At 69.1% G+C, this 17,704-nt stretch carries 20 protein-coding genes; 9 read left to right on the top strand and 11 right to left on the bottom strand.

The window, feature by feature from the left end:
- Window positions 1-11 precede the first annotated feature (11 nt).
- Complete coding sequence (locus E4O86_RS10405) at window positions 12-1,019, bottom strand: NAD(P)H-quinone oxidoreductase (RefSeq protein ID WP_246206333.1); 1,008 nt, start codon at window positions 1,017-1,019, stop codon at window positions 12-14.
- A 102-nt stretch (window positions 1,020-1,121) separates the two neighbouring features.
- On the opposite strand from E4O86_RS10405, the gene E4O86_RS10400 reads away from it, so the two are divergent.
- The gene (locus E4O86_RS10400; RefSeq protein WP_161140471.1) at window positions 1,122-1,328 is read left to right on the top strand and encodes a DUF1192 domain-containing protein; all 207 of its coding nucleotides are present in this window, start codon (window positions 1,122-1,124) and stop codon (window positions 1,326-1,328) included.
- Between the two features lie 255 nt (window positions 1,329-1,583).
- Window positions 1,584-2,093: a protease adaptor protein RcdA gene (gene rcdA, locus E4O86_RS10395; protein WP_161140470.1), complete on the top strand. Its 510-nt coding sequence runs from the start codon at window positions 1,584-1,586 to the stop codon at window positions 2,091-2,093.
- Between the two features lie 71 nt (window positions 2,094-2,164).
- Here rcdA and rpmE read toward each other — a convergent pair whose 3' ends face one another.
- Window positions 2,165-2,389, bottom strand: a complete 225-nt coding sequence (rpmE, locus tag E4O86_RS10390) for a 50S ribosomal protein L31 (RefSeq protein WP_161140469.1) — start codon at window positions 2,387-2,389, stop codon at window positions 2,165-2,167.
- Window positions 2,390-2,571: 182 nt separating this feature from the next.
- Here rpmE and E4O86_RS10385 point away from each other — a divergent pair, with 182 nt between their 5' ends.
- A complete protein-coding gene (locus E4O86_RS10385) occupies window positions 2,572-4,395 on the top strand; it encodes an ABC transporter transmembrane domain-containing protein (protein ID WP_161140468.1) in 1,824 nt (607 codons plus the stop codon).
- On the opposite strand, the gene E4O86_RS10380 is transcribed toward E4O86_RS10385, so the two are convergent.
- The 6 genes from E4O86_RS10380 to E4O86_RS10355 form a co-directional block, all read right to left on the bottom strand.
- Window positions 4,382-5,413, bottom strand: coding sequence for a peptidoglycan -binding protein (locus E4O86_RS10380; RefSeq protein ID WP_161140467.1), 1,032 nt, complete (start codon window positions 5,411-5,413; stop codon window positions 4,382-4,384). The genes E4O86_RS10385 and E4O86_RS10380 overlap by 14 nt on opposite strands.
- 3 nt (window positions 5,414-5,416) lie before the next feature.
- On the bottom strand, window positions 5,417-6,502 hold the full coding sequence (locus E4O86_RS10375; RefSeq protein WP_425500120.1) for a MotA/TolQ/ExbB proton channel family protein: 1,086 nt from the start codon (window positions 6,500-6,502) through the stop codon (window positions 5,417-5,419).
- Between the two features lie 40 nt (window positions 6,503-6,542).
- Window positions 6,543-7,328 carry an inositol monophosphatase family protein gene (locus E4O86_RS10370; RefSeq protein ID WP_161140465.1) on the bottom strand — a complete coding sequence of 262 codons (786 nt, stop codon included), beginning with the start codon at window positions 7,326-7,328 and terminating at the stop codon, window positions 6,543-6,545.
- 143 nt (window positions 7,329-7,471) lie between these two features.
- Window positions 7,472-8,587: a 5-(carboxyamino)imidazole ribonucleotide synthase gene (locus tag E4O86_RS10365; protein WP_161140464.1), complete on the bottom strand. Its 1,116-nt coding sequence runs from the start codon at window positions 8,585-8,587 to the stop codon at window positions 7,472-7,474.
- Window positions 8,574-9,041, bottom strand: a complete 468-nt coding sequence (gene purE / locus E4O86_RS10360) for a 5-(carboxyamino)imidazole ribonucleotide mutase (protein WP_161140499.1) — start codon at window positions 9,039-9,041, stop codon at window positions 8,574-8,576. Before purE ends, E4O86_RS10365 begins: the two co-directional genes overlap by 14 nt.
- A 108-nt stretch (window positions 9,042-9,149) precedes the next feature.
- Window positions 9,150-9,374 carry a YdcH family protein gene (locus E4O86_RS10355; RefSeq protein WP_161140463.1) on the bottom strand — a complete coding sequence of 75 codons (225 nt, stop codon included), beginning with the start codon at window positions 9,372-9,374 and terminating at the stop codon, window positions 9,150-9,152.
- A gap of 213 nt (window positions 9,375-9,587) precedes the next feature.
- Here E4O86_RS10355 and E4O86_RS10350 point away from each other — a divergent pair, with 213 nt between their 5' ends.
- Entirely contained in the window at window positions 9,588-9,764 is a 177-nt protein-coding gene (locus E4O86_RS10350; RefSeq protein ID WP_161140462.1) for a YdcH family protein, read from the top strand.
- Between the two features lie 92 nt (window positions 9,765-9,856).
- Here the strand turns inward: E4O86_RS10350 and E4O86_RS10345 are convergent, their stop codons facing one another.
- From E4O86_RS10345 to E4O86_RS10335, 3 genes are read right to left on the bottom strand one after another with little or no spacing between them, the layout of a single operon-like run.
- On the bottom strand, window positions 9,857-10,615 hold the full coding sequence (locus tag E4O86_RS10345; RefSeq protein ID WP_161140461.1) for a sulfite exporter TauE/SafE family protein: 759 nt from the start codon (window positions 10,613-10,615) through the stop codon (window positions 9,857-9,859).
- Between the two features lie 10 nt (window positions 10,616-10,625).
- Complete coding sequence (locus E4O86_RS10340) at window positions 10,626-11,006, bottom strand: cell division protein ZapA (protein ID WP_161140460.1); 381 nt, start codon at window positions 11,004-11,006, stop codon at window positions 10,626-10,628.
- Between the two features lie 5 nt (window positions 11,007-11,011).
- Window positions 11,012-11,293 (bottom strand): DUF4164 family protein, encoded by a 282-nt coding sequence (locus tag E4O86_RS10335; protein WP_161140459.1) that lies wholly within the window; start codon window positions 11,291-11,293, stop codon window positions 11,012-11,014.
- Window positions 11,294-11,571: 278 nt separating this feature from the next.
- Here E4O86_RS10335 and tkt point away from each other — a divergent pair, with 278 nt between their 5' ends.
- The 5 genes from tkt to E4O86_RS10310 all read left to right on the top strand — a co-directional run bounded on the left by tkt (window position 11,572) and on the right by E4O86_RS10310 (window position 17,681).
- Window positions 11,572-13,572, top strand: a complete 2,001-nt coding sequence (tkt, locus tag E4O86_RS10330; protein ID WP_161140458.1) for a transketolase — start codon at window positions 11,572-11,574, stop codon at window positions 13,570-13,572.
- A gap of 10 nt (window positions 13,573-13,582) precedes the next feature.
- Window positions 13,583-14,590, top strand: a complete 1,008-nt coding sequence (gap, locus tag E4O86_RS10325; RefSeq protein ID WP_161140457.1) for a type I glyceraldehyde-3-phosphate dehydrogenase — start codon at window positions 13,583-13,585, stop codon at window positions 14,588-14,590.
- A gap of 10 nt (window positions 14,591-14,600) precedes the next feature.
- Window positions 14,601-15,806 (top strand): phosphoglycerate kinase, encoded by a 1,206-nt coding sequence (locus E4O86_RS10320; protein WP_161140456.1) that lies wholly within the window; start codon window positions 14,601-14,603, stop codon window positions 15,804-15,806.
- 102 nt (window positions 15,807-15,908) lie between these two features.
- On the top strand, window positions 15,909-16,940 hold the full coding sequence (locus E4O86_RS10315) for a class I fructose-bisphosphate aldolase (protein ID WP_161140455.1): 1,032 nt from the start codon (window positions 15,909-15,911) through the stop codon (window positions 16,938-16,940).
- Window positions 16,941-17,030: 90 nt separating this feature from the next.
- Window positions 17,031-17,681: a thiamine phosphate synthase gene (locus E4O86_RS10310; protein ID WP_161140454.1), complete on the top strand. Its 651-nt coding sequence runs from the start codon at window positions 17,031-17,033 to the stop codon at window positions 17,679-17,681.
- Window positions 17,682-17,704: the final 23 nt, after the last annotated feature.

Below are 17,704 nucleotides of genomic sequence, written 5' to 3'. Positions count from 1 at the left end.
TTCGCCCCGCCTCAGGAGCCGACCGTGAGGACGATCTTGCCCACGTGGTCGGCCGCGTCGAGCCTCCGATGCGCCTCTGCCGCCTCCCTGAGCGGAAACACGGAATCGACCACCGGCCTGAATTTGCCGTTCGCGATCACCGGCCAGACCGACTCCTCGAGCGATCTCGCCACCTCCGCCTTGAACGCGACGGTCCGCGGCCTCAGCGTCGAGCCAGTGTGGACCAGCCGCTTCAGCATCAGCTTGCGGAAGTCGGCCTCGGCGATGGCGCCTTCGAGGAACGCGATCTGGATGATCCGGCCGTCTTCCGCGGCTGCCTCGTAGTTCCGGTCGATGTAGGAGCCGCCCACCATGTCGAGGATCACGTCCGCGCCGTGCCCGCCGGTGGCGTTGCGCACCGCCGCGACGAAATCCTCCTTCACGTAGTTGATGGCGGCGTCGGCGCCGAGGTCGCGCGCGATCCGCCGCTTGTCGTCCGAGCCGACGGTGGTGGCGACGAACGCGCCGAACGCCTTGCCGAGCTGGATGGCGGTGGTTCCGATCCCGCTCGTCCCCCCGTGGATGAGAAGCGAGTCGCCGCGCCGCAGCCCGCCGCGCTGGAACACGTTGTGCCAGACCGTGAACGTGGTCTCCGGGATGCCCGCACCCTCGATCCAGCTGAGCGGCGCAGGCAGCGGCAGTGCGTTGCTCTCGTGCACGACGCAGAATTCCGCGTACCCGCCGCCGGGCACGAGTGCGACGACGGCGTCGCCTTCCTGCCAGCGCGACACCGAGCGGCCGACCTTCGCGACCTCGCCCGCGATCTCCAGGCCGGGAATGTCGGTAACGCCGGGCGGCGGCGCGTAATTGCCCGTCCGCTGGGTCGCGTCGGGACGGTTCACGCCGGCGGCCTTCACACGCACCAGGATCTCGCCGGGCCCGAGTTCGGGTACCGGCCGCGCCTCGGGGACAAGGACCTCGGGCCCGCCCGGCTCGCGGATGGCGACTGCCGTCATCGTCTCGGCGGAATCCGGGCTCATCGCGTCGTCTCCAGGCCAGATCGGTCGCCCCACCTAGCACAGGCGGACGACCTGACAATCCCGTGAAGGGATATTACAATTGCAGAAAACCGGGAGGAACCCATGGGCATCTTTGACGAGGACAGTCCACCTCGACGAGCGGCACCATCGGTGGGCGAAGACCTTTCGCTCCTGTCGATCGACGAGATCGAAGCGCGGATTCAGCTGTTCCGCCACGAGATCGAGCGCTTGCAGCAGGCCGTCGCGGCAAAGAAGAAGAGCCGCGACGCCGCGCATTCCGTCTTCAATGTCTCGGGGAAAACGTCCTGAGCGTCGACGGCGTTAGTCTCGCGTTAACCTTTATGGTTCCTAATGAAGGTGTCCAGCGATCTGGACGCGAGTGGCACCTGCCCACTCTGTTTGACGCCTCCCTGTGACTCTCCAGAGCCGCCTCGCCGCGGCTCTTTTTTCTTAACCGATCTGTAACGATGCGATTGATGCGGGGCCCCCTTCTGGACCAGAATGCCGGTCCAGCGAAGATCGGAGCTCCTGCGAGCTCCCCCTTGCATTGGGGTGCCTGCATTGATGCGTCGCCGAACCGACCCGAAGGAGCCGATTTCGTTCGGTCGCGCCTACACGCATTCGGAGACGTTCCGGCAGCTCTTCCAGGATGGGATGAAGCTGGTCGAGGCGACCGCGACCTATCTGGACGGCGAGGGACGCGCGGCCGCCCGCAGGCTCGGCCGGCCCGCCTCGGTCCTCTACGCCGCGGAATCCATGCGGCTCACCACGAGGCTCATGCAGCTCGCGTCGTGGCTCCTCCTTCATCGCTCCGTCGTCGAAGGCGAGATGTCGCCCGCCCAGGCGAAGGAAGAGAAGCAGAAGATCCGCATCGAGCCGTTCGGAAGCGAGATGAGCGGGCCGGTATGGGAGGAGCTTCCAAGCGAGTTCTGCGACCTCGTGGCCCGTTCCCTTTCGCTCCACAAGCGCGTGGAGAGCATCGACGCCGCGCTGCTGCCGGGAGGGGCCGACCGGACCCGCAATCCGGTTCAGGACCAGCTGCGGGTGCTGGCGAGCGCGCTCGGCGGCGGCTGACCCTCCGTTTCCCCGGAACGAAAAAGGGCCGGCGAAGCGCCGGCCCTTTCGTGATCGGAACGGATCGGCCCTCAGGAGCCGAGGAACGTATTGTACTTGTTCTTGAACCGGGACAGCCGGCCGCCGCGGTCGAGGAGCTGCTGGCTGCCGCCGGTCCAGGCCGGATGCGTCTTCGGGTCGATGTCGAGGTTGAGGGTGTCGCCCTCCTTGCCGAGCGTGGAGCGCGTCCAGAACTCGGTGCCGTCGGTCATCACAACCTTGATCTTGTGATAGTCGGGATGAATGCCGCTCTTCATGATCGTGTCTCTTCGCCTGCGCTGGGTTGGCCGTGCGCCAGGTTCGCCGGCCCCGCTTGGACGCAACGATCCGTCGGCCGCTCTCACGTCCGTTGCGTGGTCTATAGCGAAGGCGGGCCGCGTCATCAAGGCGCTCGGGGCGCGACTTGCATGGCGGGACTAATTTTGCTCCTGCTCCCCGGATGACAAGTCCGAGCGGTACAGAAGCGAAGCATGGGCGGCAGGCGCTGAAGCCGCTGTCGATGCTTATGCCATATCTCAGGCGCTACCGCCTGCGCGTCGCAGCCGCCCTCGCCGCGCTCGTCGCCGCCGCTCTCGTCACCCTCGCGGTGCCGCTCGCCGTCCGCCACATGATCGACAGCGGGTTCCATTCCGCCGATAGCGGGCTCTCGGTCAACCGCAGCTTCCTCCTGCTCTTCGGTCTGGCGGCCTGCCTGTCGCTGGCGAGCGCGCTCCGCTTCTATCTCGTCACCACGCTCGGGGACCGGATCGTCACCGACATCAGGCGCGACGTCTTCGCGCACCTCATGTCGCTCTCGCCGGGCTTCTTCGACACGGCGCGGTCGGGCGAGCTGATCTCGCGGCTCACCGCCGACACGACGCAGATGAAGTCCGCCGCCGGCGCGAGCGCCTCCATCGCATTGCGGAACCTCGTGCTCCTGATCGGGGCGGCCGCGATGATGGTCGTCACCAGCCCGCACCTCTCCGGACTGGTCCTGATGGCCATCCCGATCATCGTGCTTCCGATCGTCGGCTTCGGGCGAAGTGTGCGCCGGCGCTCCCGGTACGCGCAGGATACGCTCGCGGAGGCGACCGCCTACGCCGCCGAGGCGATCGGCGCCGTCCGCATCGTCCAGGCCTTCACGCAGGAGAAGGCGGCGGAGTCCCGCTTCGCGGGCCGGGTCGACGCCTCCTACGAGGCGGCGCGGACCGCGACGACCGCGCGGGCCTATCTGACGGCCTTCGCGATCTTCCTCGTCTTCGCGAGCATTGTCGGCGTGCTCTGGTGGGGCGCCCGGTCCGTCCTCGCCGGCCAGATGTCGGCCGGCACGCTCGGCCAGTTCGTGCTCTATTCCGTCTTCGCCGCAGGCGCGCTGGGGGAGCTCTCCCAGGTCTGGGGCGAGGTCTCGCAGGCATCGGGCGCAGCCGAACGGATCGCGGAGCTCCTCAACACGAAGCCGCAGATCGTCGCGCCGGCCGAGCCGGCGCGGCTTCCGGTTCCGGCGTCGGGAGAGATCCGGTTCGAGCGGGTCTCCTTCGGCTACGGCATCGAAGGATCGCCAGTCCTGCGCGACTTCGACCTCGCCGTGCAGCCGGGCGAGCGCGTCGCGATCGTCGGCCCCTCCGGCTCGGGGAAGTCGACGGTGTTCGCGCTCCTGATGCGCTATTACGACCCGGAGAGCGGCCGGCTTCTCGTGGACGGCATCGACGTGCGCACCGTCGACCCACGGGACCTGCGCCGCCGGATCGCGCTGGTGCCGCAGGACGCAACCATCTTCGCCGCCTCGGCGATGGACAACATCCGCTTCGCGGATCCGGCCGCGGGCGAGGAGGCGGTGCGCGCCGCGGCGCGTGCGGCCCATGCGGACGCGTTTCTCTCCGCGCTGCCGCAAGGCTACGACACCGTTCTCGGCGAGCGCGGCGTGACGCTTTCCGGGGGCCAGCGGCAGCGGGTGGCGATCGCGCGCGCGATCCTCAAGGACGCCCCGATCCTGCTGCTCGACGAGGCTACGAGCGCGCTCGACGCCGAGAGCGAGGTCGCGGTCCAGGCGGCGCTCGATTCCCTGATGCGCAGCCGCACGACGCTCGTCATCGCCCACCGCCTCGCGACGATCAAGAGCGTGGACCGGATCGTCGTCATGGACGAGGGCCGGATCGTCGAAGAGGGCAGCCACGCGACGCTGGTCAGCCGCGGCGGCCTCTACGCCCGTCTTGCGGAACTGCAGTTCCAGACCGGGCCGAGCGCGGCGCCGCTCCGCGCCGGCGAGCGCCTCAGCGCTCTGTGAGCTTCAGCTCGATCCGGCGGTTGCGGGCATAGGCCTCCTCGGTGGTGCCGGGGTCGAGCGGCTGGTACTCGCCGAAGCCGGCCGCGACGAGGCGGTTGGGCGAGACGCCCTGTCCGATCAGATAGCGGACGACGGCGATGGCGCGGGCGGCCGAGAGCTCCCAATTGCTGCGGAACCGCGTGAAGCCGCTGAGCGGCCGGACGTCGGTGTGGCCGTCGACGCGGATCACCCAGTTGATCTCCGGCGGGATCTGCGCCTCGAGCTCCTTGATCGCGGCCGCCAGCTTGTCGAGTTCGCCGCGCGCGGAGTCGTTGATGTCGTCGGTGCCCGACGGGAACAGCACCGCGGCCGGCAGCACGAAGCGGTCCCCGACGACCTCGACGTCGGAGCGGCCGGCGAGAATCTCGCGGAGCCGTCCGAAGAAGTCCGAGCGGTAGCGAGACAGCTCCTGCACGCGCTGGGCCAGCGCGACGTTCAATCGCCTGCCGAGATCGGCAATCTTGGTCTGGCTCTCGCGGTCGCGCGATTCCGATGCCTCGAGCGCGGATTCGAGCGCGCCGATCTGGCGGCGAAGTGCAGCGATCTGCTGGTTCAGAAGCTCCACCTGCGCCATCGCGCTCTGGCTGATCCGCTTCTCGTCGGCGAGATCGCCTTCGAGGCCGGTAATCCGTCCCTGCGCCGCGCTCTCCGCTCCGCTCCCCTTGTCGAGCAGATCACGCAGCCGGTCGCGCTCCTCCTCCGCGCTCGACAGGTTGGCCCGCAGCGAGGCGAGGGTCTCGGAGAGGTCGTTCCCCTTCGCGCGCTCGAGCGCGAGCATCTCGGTCAGCTCGTTGATCTGCGAGTTCAGGCGGTTGAGGACCGTGTCCTTGCCCGTGATCTCCTGGCTCAGGAAGAACTGGGCGAGCATGAAAAGCGAGGAAAGGAAGATGAACACCAGGAGCAGCGTCGACATGGCGTCGACGAAGCCCGGCCAGTAGTCGGCGCGGCTCGGGCCGCGGCGCGCCCGCGCGATCGCCATCGATCAGCCCTCCCGGCGGTATTCCGCGACGACCTTGGCGGGACGGTCCTCGTCCGGCTCGACCGGCCGCCGGGCGCTCGCCCGGTCCGACACCTCCGCGAGCCGGTTCAGCGCCCGTTGCAGTGCCCGCTGCTGCTCGGCCTGCGCTTCCACCCAGTCGCGGACCATCTGCTGCTCGCCGCGCATGTGCTGGACGAGCGCCTGGATTCCCTCCGCGAGATTTGCCATCGCGGTGGTCGCAGCCCGCCCGCCACCCTCCTGGACCGAGCGCGACAGGCGCTCGACGGAGAGCTTGATCTCCTGGACGGCGTTCCCGGTCTCCGCCTCCTCCAGATCGAGCCCCTCGAGATCCGTGATGGTGGAGAGCCAGTCCTCGAGCTCTGTATAGAACCGGTTCTGCGCCTGGCCGGCCTGAAGATCGAGGAAGCCGAGCACCAGCGAGGATGCGAGGCCGAAGAGGGAGGAGGAAAAGGCGATGCCCATGCCGGCAAGCGGCGCCTGCAAGCCGCTCTTCAGGCTCTCGAAGATCGTCGCCGTACTGCCGGCGGTGACGTCAAGCGCCTGGATCGTGCTCGAGACAGCGCCGATCGTGGTGATGAGACCCCAGAACGTCCCGAGCAGGCCGAGGAAGACCAGCAAGCCGGTCATGTAGCGCAGGATCTCGCGGTTCTCGTCGAGGCGCGTGGCGATCGAATCGAGGATCGACCGCCAGGTCGAGGTGGAGAGCGCCATCGAATCCGCCCTGTCCCGCAAAAGGGTCGCCATCGGCGCAAGCAGCCTCGGCGTCTGCAGCGTCGGATCCATGTCGCGACGGCGGAAGGAGTTGACCCAGCGCACCTCCGGCATGAGCAGCACGACGTTCCGGAACGCGAGCGCGATACCGATGAAGAGAACCCCGAGGATCAGCCCGTTCAATCCGGGATTGGCCATGAAGCCGGTCGCGAGCTGCCGGTAGAGCACCAGCGGCACGAAGGCGGCGATGACCAGGAAGATGATCATCCGGACCAGGAACACGCGCGGGCTGGAGAGCTTGTACGGGTCGAAGTCGCGGGACATTCTGCGCTGTCTAGCCTCCCTGCGGGTAGACAACATGTAAGTGTTTTACCGCACCGGCGAAAGGCGAAACAGGTCAGTTCCGGAGCGCCGCCAGAAGCTGTCGGTGGATCAGCTCGTTGCCCGCAACGATGTCGCCCTTCTCGAGCATCGCGTCGCCGCCGGAGAGATCGCTGACGAAGCCGCCGGCCTCCCGGATCAGCAGCACGCCTGCGGCCATGTCCCAGGGCGACAGGGCGCGTTCCCAGAAGCCGTCGAACCGCCCGGCCGCGACCCAGGCGAGATCGAGCGCCGCGGCACCGGTCCTGCGCACGCCCGCGACCGTCGGCATCAGCTTCGCGAGCTCCTGGAGGAAGCGCTGGTGATCGCCGCGGCCGAAATGGGGGATGCCGGTGCAGATCACCGCCTCGGTCAGCTGGGTGCGGGCGGCGACCCGCAGCCGCCTGTCGTTCATGAACGCACCGGCGCCGCGTTCCGCCGTGAAGAGCTCGTCCGTCACCGGATTGTAGACGAGCGCGGCGTGGAGCCTTCCCTGCCGCTCGAGCCCGATCGAGATCGCGAAGAGCGGAATGCCGTGGAGGAAGTTCGTCGTGCCGTCGAGCGGATCGACCATCCAGCGATGCTGCGGATCGGTGCCGACGCTCTCCCCGCTCTCCTCCATCAGGAAGGTGTAGCCGGGGCGGGCCCGCTCGAGCTCCGTGTGGATGATCTCCTCCGCGCGCCGGTCGGCCGCGGTCACGAAATCCGCCGGCCCCTTGCGCGATACCTGCAGCTGCTCGACCTCGCCGAAATCGCGTGCGAGAACCCGGCCGGCCTTGGTGGCGGCGCGAACCATGACGTTGAGGAGTGCCGAGCGGGCCATGCCTGAACCTGCGCCCGACGGCGGGCCTGCCGGTGCGGCACGCCTCTGGTGGGGCTTCTGGTGATGAATCTTCGTCCGCCTCGGACCGAAGCCGCGCGGGCCGGGGCCTTGCACCACACTTCGTCCGGCGTGGCAAGGCGGGTCTAGACGCGGGCGACCAGCCTGTTCACGTGGCCCATCTTCCGCCCGGGGCGGATCTCGCGCTTGCCGTAGAGATGCAGGCGCGCCCCGGGCTCGGCCGCAAGGGCCAGCCATTCGGCCGCGTCCGCACCGATGAGGTTCGTCATCACGACGTCGCTGTGCCGCCCCGCCGGACCGAGCGGCCAGCCCGCAACGGCGCGGACGTGGTTCTCGAACTGCGAGACCTCGCAGGCATCCTCGGTCCAGTGCCCGGAATTGTGGACGCGCGGGGCGATCTCGTTGACGACGAGCCGTTCGCGGCCGGCCTCCTCGACGACGAAGAACTCGATCCCGATCACCCCGACATAATCGAGCGCGGCGAGGATGCGGCCGGCGATGGAAGCCGCCTCGCCGGCCGTCTCCGGCGACACGCGCGCCGGAACACTCGAAGTGTGAAGGATATGATTTCGATGGACATTCTCGACCGGATCGTAGGCCGCGACCCGCCCGTCGAGCCCGCGCGCGGCGATCACCGAGACCTCCCGCGCGAACGGGACGAAGCGCTCGAGGACGGCCGGGGCGCGGCCGATCGCATCGAAGGCGGCGACAGCCTGGTACCCGGCCTGGTCGTCGGCCGGGATGGTGGCCTGGCCCTTGCCGTCATAGCCGAGGCGGCGCGTCTTCAGGATCGCGGGCGCGCCGATCGCGGCGAGCGCCTTCCCGAGGCCGGCCTCGTCGTCGACGGCGGCGAAGGGGGCGACGGGTATGCCGAGACCGGACAGGAACTCCTTTTCGGCGAGCCGGTCCTGCGCGACCGCGAGCGCCCGGACGCCGGGCCGGACCGGAACCCGCTTCGCCAGCCGCGACGCCGCCGCCACCGGCACGTTCTCGAACTCGTAGGTGACGACGTCGACATTCTCCGCGAAGGCGTCGAGGGCGCCGACGTCCTCGTAGGCGGCGATCACCTGGCCGGCGGCGACGTCGAAGGCGGGACTTTCCGCATCCGGGCAGAAGACGCGGCACCGGAAGCCGAGCCGGGCCGCGGCGAGCGCGAGCATGCGCCCGAGCTGCCCGCCGCCCAGAATGCCGATCACGGAACCGGGCGGCAGCGCGGCTCCGCCCCGTCTACTCCGCGGCATCGACCGGGTGCTCCGCCACTTCGGCCGTCCGCGCCGCGCGCCAGGCTTCCAGGCGGCCGGCGAGGGCCTCGTCCGAGAGCGCCAGGATCGAGGCCGCGAGGAGCGCCGCATTGGCGGCTCCCGCCCGACCGATCGCCAGCGTGCCGACCGGGACGCCGGCCGGCATCTGCACGATCGAGAGAAGGCTGTCCTGGCCCTTGAGCGCCTTCGATTCGACCGGAACGCCGAGCACGGGAAGCGTCGTCATGGCGGCGATCATCCCGGGCAGATGCGCAGCGCCCCCCGCCCCGGCGATCACCACCTTGTGCCCGGCGGCGCGCGCGCCCTTGGCGAAGGCGTAGAGGCGCTCCGGCGTCCGGTGGGCCGACACGATCCGCGCCTCGTAGGCGACCCCGAGCTCGTCGAGGCGCTCCGCGGCATGGCGCATGGTCGGCCAATCGGACTGGCTGCCCATCACGATGGCGACCGGTGCGGCGGCCGAAGGCCGATCTTTCACGCTGACATCCTCCGGCGGAAGCCGCTCCTTAGCGGAGGCCCGCCGCCGCGGCAACCGGACAAGCAGTCATGCGATGATGTCCGGGAGAAGCTTGTCTTCCAGGCTCGCGATCTTGTCCTTGAGCAGAAGCTTCCGCTTCTTCAGGCGCTGGAGCTGCAGGGTGTCCGGACGCGACTGATCATGGAGCGCCTCGATTGCCGCATCGAGGTCGCGATGCTCCTGCCTCAACTGCGCCAGCTCAGCGCGAATCGCGAAATCCGCGGTGCGGATCACGCCGTCCTGGTCGCTCATGACGGAACCCTGCTCACGGCAGAAATCCTATCACGGGCCACGATGCACCGGAACAGAGCCCGCCCCGTTTCGACCAAAGTCCGCCCGCATCATCGCTCCCGCCGGGCGGATGCCCGATGCGGGTCCGGCCGGCCGGCCTCCCAGGGAGCGATCTTCCGAGCGGGGGCCGTTTATGTCATGCTCATGACGTTGGCACTGACCAAGGAGGCGCGAATGTCCCTCGAATCGCATCTTGCAGAGCTCGAACGGCGTCACCAGTCGCTGAAGCAGGCCATTGCGGAGGCGCAAGCCCATCCCGGGGCCGACGAGGTGGAGATCGTGACGATGAAGCGACGTAAGCTGCGCCTGAAGGATGAGATCGCGCGTTTGAAGTCGCAATCCATGCACTGAAGCGGGCCCACCGGCCTGATCGGGGCGCCCGAGCGGCGCCCTTTTCGTTTTCGGTTTACGGTCCGTTGCCCGCGCGGGCGCCCACGCACGGCTCAGCCGAAGACGCCGGTGATGCCGTCCCAGAGGAGCTTCAGGGAGACCAGGAAGACGAGGACGTAGAGGAACCGGTAGAAGAGCTCGGCGCTCATCCAGCGTGCCGCCTTCACGCCGGCAAGCGTCGCCAGCAGGGCAGCCGGCAGCAAGGCGCCGGCGGTCAGGAGGTTCTCGCGGGAGAACTGCCCGAGCATGACGTAAGGCGGCACCTTCACGAGGTTGAGCACGGCGAAGAAGACGATGGAGGTGCCGACATAGAGGCCGGGCTCCATCCGGAGCGGCACCGTATAGAGCTGGTAGGTCGGCCCGCCCGCATGGCTCACGAAGCTCGTGAAGCCGGTGAGCGCGCCGCAGACGGCCCCGAAGACCGGGTTGTGCCGGCGCGCGCCGAGCTTGCCGACCGGGCCGAACCAGTGATTGAGCGCGAAGAGGAGCGCCACCGTGCCGACGGCCAGGCGCACGACGTTCTCGTCGGCGGTCTCCGCCAGAAGCCAGCCGGCCGCGACTCCGACCGCGGCCCCCGGGAACATGATCGTAAGCGTGCGCGTGTCGAAGCTGCCCCGCCAGGCCCAGAGGCCGACCAGATCCATCGCGATCAGGACCGGCAGCATGATCGCGGCGGCCTGCACCGGCGACACGGCGAACGACATCAGCGGCACGCCGAAGATCGCGGACGCGCCGCCGAAACTGCCCTTCCCAAAGCCGACGATCGCGACGGCGGGCACGGCAAAGAGATAGAACCAGGGATCGTCGATCATGCCGGCGGGCTCAGGCCGGCTCGTCCGAGCCGCGCTCCGCCCGCAACCGACGCGCCAGCTCCTCGATCCGCGCGGCAGCCGATTCGAGGCTGTCGATGAGACCGGCCTCGACGTCCTCGTAATGCGTCGCGATGTCCTGCCGCTCCGAGCGAAGCCGCCGCAGTTCCGCCTCCGCCGCCTCGAGGCGCTCCTCCGTCTCCTGCAGGCGGTCGGTCATCAGGATGCCGGCCATCACCATGAGGCGCTGGTCGCCGACCTCGCCGAGCGCATCCTTCAGCTCCGAGATCGTCTGGTCGAAGCGTTCGCCGAGCCGGAGCAGGTGGTCCTCCTGCCCCTCCTCGCAGGCCATCCGGTAGGTCCGGCCGTTGACCGTGACCATCACTTGCGCCATCGCCGTCACAGTCCTTCGTCCCTCGCCTGAAGAACCCGCCGGATCGTCTCCATGGCCGTCACCAGGCGGCGGGACACCTCCCGGTTCACGTGTTCGAGCCGTTCGATCTTCCCGGTCGCACGGTCGAGGCTCTCGGCGAGACGCGCCCGGTCGACCCCGAGGGACTGCACCTCCGATGCCATCCTTTCGGCTTGCGCCCGCTCGGCATCCCTGCGTCCGATCAGGAGCTCGACCTCTTGGAGCGCGCGATCCAGCCTCGCGATGGCGCGTTCACCCGAATTTGACATGTCCCGTGTCTGTCCGCCTGTTCGCGGCCGCCGCAACGCACGTTCGCCTCCCTTATGCGGTAGACGGACGTTCTCATTCAAGAGCTTGTCACCGCGCAGCTCCTATGCTGGTTGAGCTGGCGCCGGGAGCCGTCTTCCGGGCCGCCCGGCCGCCGCGGCGATGATCTTTGACATGATGGGGCAAGCTGATATGTCTCCGCGCGCCGAAGAGAGGGCGCCCCAGGCAGGCGAGATGCCGATCCCGTCGTCGCCACGTTGGTATTCAAGAAGAGCAGGTAATGACTGACGCAGAGAAGCACGCGTTGATGGCCAATGCGATCCGTGCGCTGGCCATGGATGCCGTGCAGACGGCGAAATCGGGACATCCAGGGCTGCCCATGGGGGCAGCCGATCTCGCGACCGTGCTGTTCACCAAGCATCTCAGGTTCGACCCCAAGGATCCGTACTGGCCGGACCGCGACCGTTTCGTGCTGTCCGCCGGCCACGGCTCGATGCTTCTCTATTCCCTGCTCTATCTCCTCGGCTACGAGGACATGACCATCGAGCAGCTGAAGCAGTTCCGGCAGCTCGGCTCGCGGACGGCGGGCCATCCCGAATACGGCTACGCGGCCGGGATCGAGACCACCACCGGCCCGCTCGGACAGGGCCTCGCCACGGCGGTCGGGATGGCGCTCGCGGAGCGGGTCCTCAACGCCCGTTTCGGCGACGACGTCGTCGACCACTACACCTATGTGCTCGCCTCCGACGGGGACCTGATGGAGGGCATCAGCCAGGAGGCGATCGCGCTCGCGGGGCACCTCCGGCTGAACCGCCTGATCGTCATCTTCGACGACAACAGGATCACGATCGACGGCGACATCGCGCTCTCGGATTCGACCGATCAGGTGGCGCGGTTCGAGGCTTCGGGCTGGGACGCGGTCAGGATCGACGGCCACGCGCCGGACCAGATCGACGCAGCGCTGGCGGACGCCCGCCGGAACGACCGGCCGACGCTGATCGCGGCACGCACGATCATCGGCTACGGCGCCCCCAACAAATGCGGGAAGGCCGCCTGCCACGGCTCTCCGCTCGGAGCCGAGGAGATCGCCGCCGCCCGGATCGGCCTCAACTGGCCGTACGAAGCCTTCCACATCCCGCCCGACATCCTCGACGCGTGGCGGATCGCGGGCCTGCGTTCCCGCGCCGCCCGCAAGGAATGGTCGGCGCGCTTCGACAAGCTCGACGCGCAGCGCCGCGGCGAGTTCGAGCGGCGCCTGACCGGCGAGGTCCCGGTCGCGCTCGACAAGGCGATCCGGGCCCTCAAGGAGGAACTCGCCGGGAGCCGTCCCAAGGTCGCGACGCGCAAGGCCTCGGAACTCGCGCTCGAGCGCGTGAATGCCGCCATCCCGGACACGATCGGGGGATCCGCCGACCTGACCGGCTCCAACAACACCCGCACCAGCGGCCTTCGCGCCGTCGCGCCGGGCGATTACGACGGACGGTTCGTCCATTACGGCATCCGGGAGCACGGCATGGCCGCGGCCATGAACGGCATGGCGCTCCATGGCGGCCTGATCCCCTATTCCGGCACCTTCCTGACCTTCTCCGACTATTGCCGCCCCGCGATCAGGCTCTCGGCCCTGATGAAGCAGCGCGTCGTCTACGTCATGACGCACGATTCGATCGGCCTCGGCGAGGACGGGCCGACGCACCAGCCAGTGGAGCAACTCGCGGCACTCCGCGCGATGCCGAACCTCGTGGTCTACCGCCCCGCGGACGCCGTCGAGACGGCGGAATGCTGGCAGCTCGCGCTGCACGACCGGGACCGGCCGAGCCTCCTCGCCCTCACCCGGCAGGACCTCCCCGCCCTTCCGCTCGAACTGAGCGACGAGAACCGCTGCGCGCGCGGCGCCTACGTGGTCGAGCCGAGCAGCGGCGAAGCGGCGGTCAGCCTCTTCGCGACCGGATCGGAAGTGGCGATCGCCCTCGCCGCCAAGCAGCGGCTCGACGAACTCGGCCATCCGGCACGGGTGATCTCCGTGCCGTCCTTCGAGCGCTTCGCCGCCCAGAACGGCAGCTACCGGCGCGAGATCCTGGGCACGGCGCCGGTCCGGGTCGGGATCGAGGCTGCCGTCCGCCAGGGCTGGGACGCCATCATCGGGACCGACGGCATCTTCGTCGGGATGCACGATTTCGGCGCGAGTGCGCCCTATGAAGCGCTTTATTCCCATTTCGGCATCACGCCGGAGCGGGTCGTGGAACTGGCTCTCGCGCGTCTTGCGCCGCAGCCGTCTAGCTAGGAGACGATTCATGGCTGTACGTGTTGCCATCAACGGTTTCGGTCGGATCGGAAGGAACATCCTGCGGGCCGTCGTGGAATCCGGCCGCGACGACATCGAAGTGGTCACCGTGAACGATCTCGGCCCGGTCGAGACGAACGCTCATCTGCTGCGCTACGATTCCGTCCACGGCCGCTTCCCCGGCGAGGTGAAGGTCGACGGCGACACGATCGACGCCGGGCGCGGCCCGATCAAGGTGACGGCCGAGCGCGACCCGGCGAAGCTCCCGCACAGGGACCTCGGCGTCGACATCGTCATGGAGTGCACCGGGTTCTTCACCTCGAAGGAGAAGGCCTCCGCCCACCTCCAGGCAGGCGCCAAGAAGGTCATCGTCTCGGCGCCTGCCGACGGCGCCGACCTCACCGTCGTCTACGGCGTCAACGATTCAGCGCTGACGCGCGACCACGTCGTCGTCTCCAACGCCTCCTGCACCACCAACTGCCTCGCCCCGCTCGTCCACGTGCTGCACAACAAGCTCGGCATCGAGAAGGGCAACATGACGACGATCCATTCCTATACCGGCGATCAGCCGACGCTCGACACGCTGCACAAGGACCTTTACCGCGCCCGCGCCGCGGCGCTCAGCCAGATCCCGACCTCGACCGGCGCGGCCAAGGCCATCGGTCTCGTCATCCCCGAGCTCAAGGGCAAGCTCGACGGCATCTCGATCCGTGTGCCGACGCCCAACGTCTCGCTCGTCGACTTCAAGTTCATCGCCAAGCGCGACACCACGGCCGAGGAGGTCAACGAGGCCTTCAAGGCCGCCGCCGCGGGCGAACTGAAGGGCATCCTCAACGTCACGACGGCCCCGAACGTCTCGGTCGACTTCAACCACGATCCGCATTCCTCGACCGTGGCGCTCCCCCAGACCAAGGTGATCGGAGGCAACTTCGTCTCGGTGCTCTCCTGGTACGACAACGAGTGGGGCTTCTCGAACCGCATGTGCGACACGGCCGTGGCGATGGGCAAGCTGCTCTGAGGACGCGGCGATGGGGGCATTCCGTACTCTCGACGATGCCGGCGACCTCTCCGGCAAGCGCGTCCTGCTGCGCGTTGACCTCAACGTGCCGGTGAAGGACGGCGTCGTCACCGACAAGACGCGGATCGAGCGCGTCGCCGGCACGATCGGGGAGCTCTCCCGGCGCGGCGCCAAGGTGGTTCTGCTCGCGCATTTCGAACGGCCGAAGGGCAAGCGCGTGCCGGAAATGTCGCTCGCCCCCGTCGCGCCGGCTGTCGCGGAAATCGTCGGCCTGCCCGTCGGCTTCGCCGACGACTGCATCGGCCCGGAGGCGGAACGCACAATCGCCACGCTCGGCAATGGCGGCATCGTCCTTCTCGAGAACACGCGCTTCCACCCCGGCGAGGAGAAGAACGACCCGGACTTCGCGAAGGCGCTCGCCGGCATCGGCGACATCTACGTGAACGACGCCTTTTCCGCCGCCCACCGCGCCCATGCCTCGACGGAGGGGCTCGCTCACCTGCTGCCCGCCTATGCGGGACGCGCGATGCAGGAGGAGCTGGAGGCGCTGGAGAGCGCGCTCGGCGCGCCGGAGCGGCCGGTGCTCGCCATTGTCGGCGGCGCCAAGGTCTCCACCAAGCTCGAGCTCCTCGGCAACCTCCTGCGGAAGGTCGAGGGGCTGGTGATCGGCGGCGGCATGGCGAACACGTTCCTTGCCGCGAACGGCGTGGAGATCGGCAAGTCGCTCTACGAGCCCGACCTGCTCGACACCGCCCGCCGGATCATGGCCGAGGCGGAGAAGACCGGCACGGAGATCGTGCTGCCGACCGACGTGGTGGCGGCGACGGCGTTCCAGGCGGGGGCGCCCTGCGAGACGGTGCCGGTTTCGGCGGTGCCGGCGGACCGCATGATCCTCGACGTCGGGCCGGACTCGATCGCCGCCGTCAACGCCTGGATCGACCGGGCGAAGACGCTCGTCTGGAACGGCCCGCTCGGCGCCTTCGAGATCGCGCCGTTCGACCGCGCGACAATCGCCGCGGCGCGGCACGCCGCCGAGCGCACCCGCGCCGGCCGCCTGCTTTCGGTGGCGGGGGGCGGCGACACCGTCGCGGCGCTCAATCATGCCGGCGTGGCGGACGACTTCACCTACGTCTCGACGGCAGGCGGCGCCTTCCTGGAATGGATGGAGGGCAAGGCGCTGCCGGGGGTGGAGGCGCTCCGGACGAAGGCGGCCTGAGGGCCCGACGGCCGCCGCGCCCCGGCGAATGTCCGGGCGGCGCTGGCGGATGCGCGGATTGCGTGGAAGACTATCTGGCAGGGGATCGCACGGAGGATTCACATGAGCGAAAGCCTTGAGGACATCGCCAACCGCATGGTCGTGGAGGGCAAGGGCATCCTTGCCGCCGACGAGAGCTCCGGCACGATCAAGAAGCGCTTCGATTCGATCGGCGTGGAATCGACCGAGGAGAGCCGCAGGAACTACCGCGAGATGCTGTTCCGCGCCGACGACGCGATGCGGAACTACATTTCCGGCGTCATCCTCTATGACGAGACGCTGCGGCAGTCGGCGCGCGACGGCACACCGCTCGCCGAGCTGATCGCGGCGGCGGGCGCGGTTCCGGGGATCAAGGTCGATGCCGGCGCCAAGCCGCTCGCGCTCGCCCCGGGCGAGCAGATCACCGAGGGGCTCGACGGCCTGCGCGAGCGCCTGAAGAACTATTACGGCCTCGGCGCGCGCTTCGCGAAATGGCGCGCGGTGATCGCGATCGGCGGCGACCGCCCGAGCTGGAACTGCATCCAGGCCAACGCCCAGGCGCTCGCCCGCTACGCCGCGCTCTGCCAGGAGAACGGCATCGTGCCGATCGTCGAGCCGGAGGTGCTGATGGACGGGCCGGATTCCGTGCACGACATCGACCGCTGCTACGAGGTGACGGAGTGGACGCTGAACACCGTGTTCGACCAGCTCTATGACGCCAATGTCGCGCTCGAAGGCATGATCCTGAAGCCGAACATGGTGGTGCCGGGCCAGAAGTCGGGCACGAGCGCGAGCGTGGAGGAGGTCGCGGCGAAGACCGTGCGCGTGCTGAAATCGACCGTTCCCCCCGCCGTGCCGGGCATCGCCTTCCTTTCCGGCGGGCAGTCCGACGAGGAGGCGACGGCCCATCTCGCGGCCATGAACGCGATGTTCGACCTGCCCTGGAAGCTCACCTTCTCGTACGGCCGCGCGCTGCAGGCCGCGGCGCTGAAGGCCTGGGGCGGCAAGGTCGAGAACGAGAAGGCCGGCCAGAGCGCCTTCGCGCACCGCGCCCGCATGAACAGCCTGGCGGCGCTCGGCTCCTGGAAGCCGGAGATGGAGCGCGAGGCGGCGTGAGCCGCGGCGCCTGAAAATCGCCCGATTGGGCGCGTGCACAGAGGGAGGCTCCGCGCCTCCCTCTTTCCATTCGGAGACCGCGCAAAACCGATGACCGAACCGGACGAATCCGCTCCGCTCCTCTATCTCGTGACGCCTTCCGGCTTCGACCGCACGGCCTTCCCGGCGGCGCTCGAGGCCGCGCTCGCGGCGGCACCCATCGCCGCCGTGCTGGTGGGCATCGGCCTCGGCGAGGAGGCGGCGGAGGCGGAGGCGCAGCTCGTGCTGCCCATGGTGCAGCGCTACGGGGCCGCCGGCCTCGTCGCGGAGCACACGAGGGTCGCCGGCCGGGTCCACGCAGACGGCGTGCACGTCTCCACGGGTTTGGCGGACCTCGGCGCTGCCGTCGAGCGCTTCCGCCCGCGCCGGATCGTCGGGGCCGGGAACCTGAAGACGCGCCACGCCGCCATGGAGGCCGGCGAAGCCGGCGCGGACTACCTGTTCTTCGGCCAGCCGCACGGCGACATCCGGCCCGAGCCGCACCCGAAGGCGCTCGACCTCGCGGAATGGTGGTCGGACCTGATGGAGATCCCCGCCGTCATGATGGCGGGAAGCGTGCTCGCCAGCGTGCGCGCCGCCGCGGAGACGGGCGCCGGCTTCGTCGCCGTCAACCGCGCCGTCTGGGAGCATCCGGCCGGGCCCGCGGAAGCGGTCCGGATCGCGCATGCCCTCCTCTCGGGCGCCCCGGAGCCGGCCGCGTGAGGCGCGCCGCCGCGGCCGGGCTC

Source organism: Propylenella binzhouense (assembly GCF_009866965.1).
Classification (GTDB): domain Bacteria; phylum Pseudomonadota; class Alphaproteobacteria; order Rhizobiales; family Afifellaceae; genus Propylenella; species Propylenella binzhouense.
The sequence above is the reverse complement of the archived record's forward strand: the minus strand, read 5'-3'. Positions and strand labels throughout refer to the sequence as shown.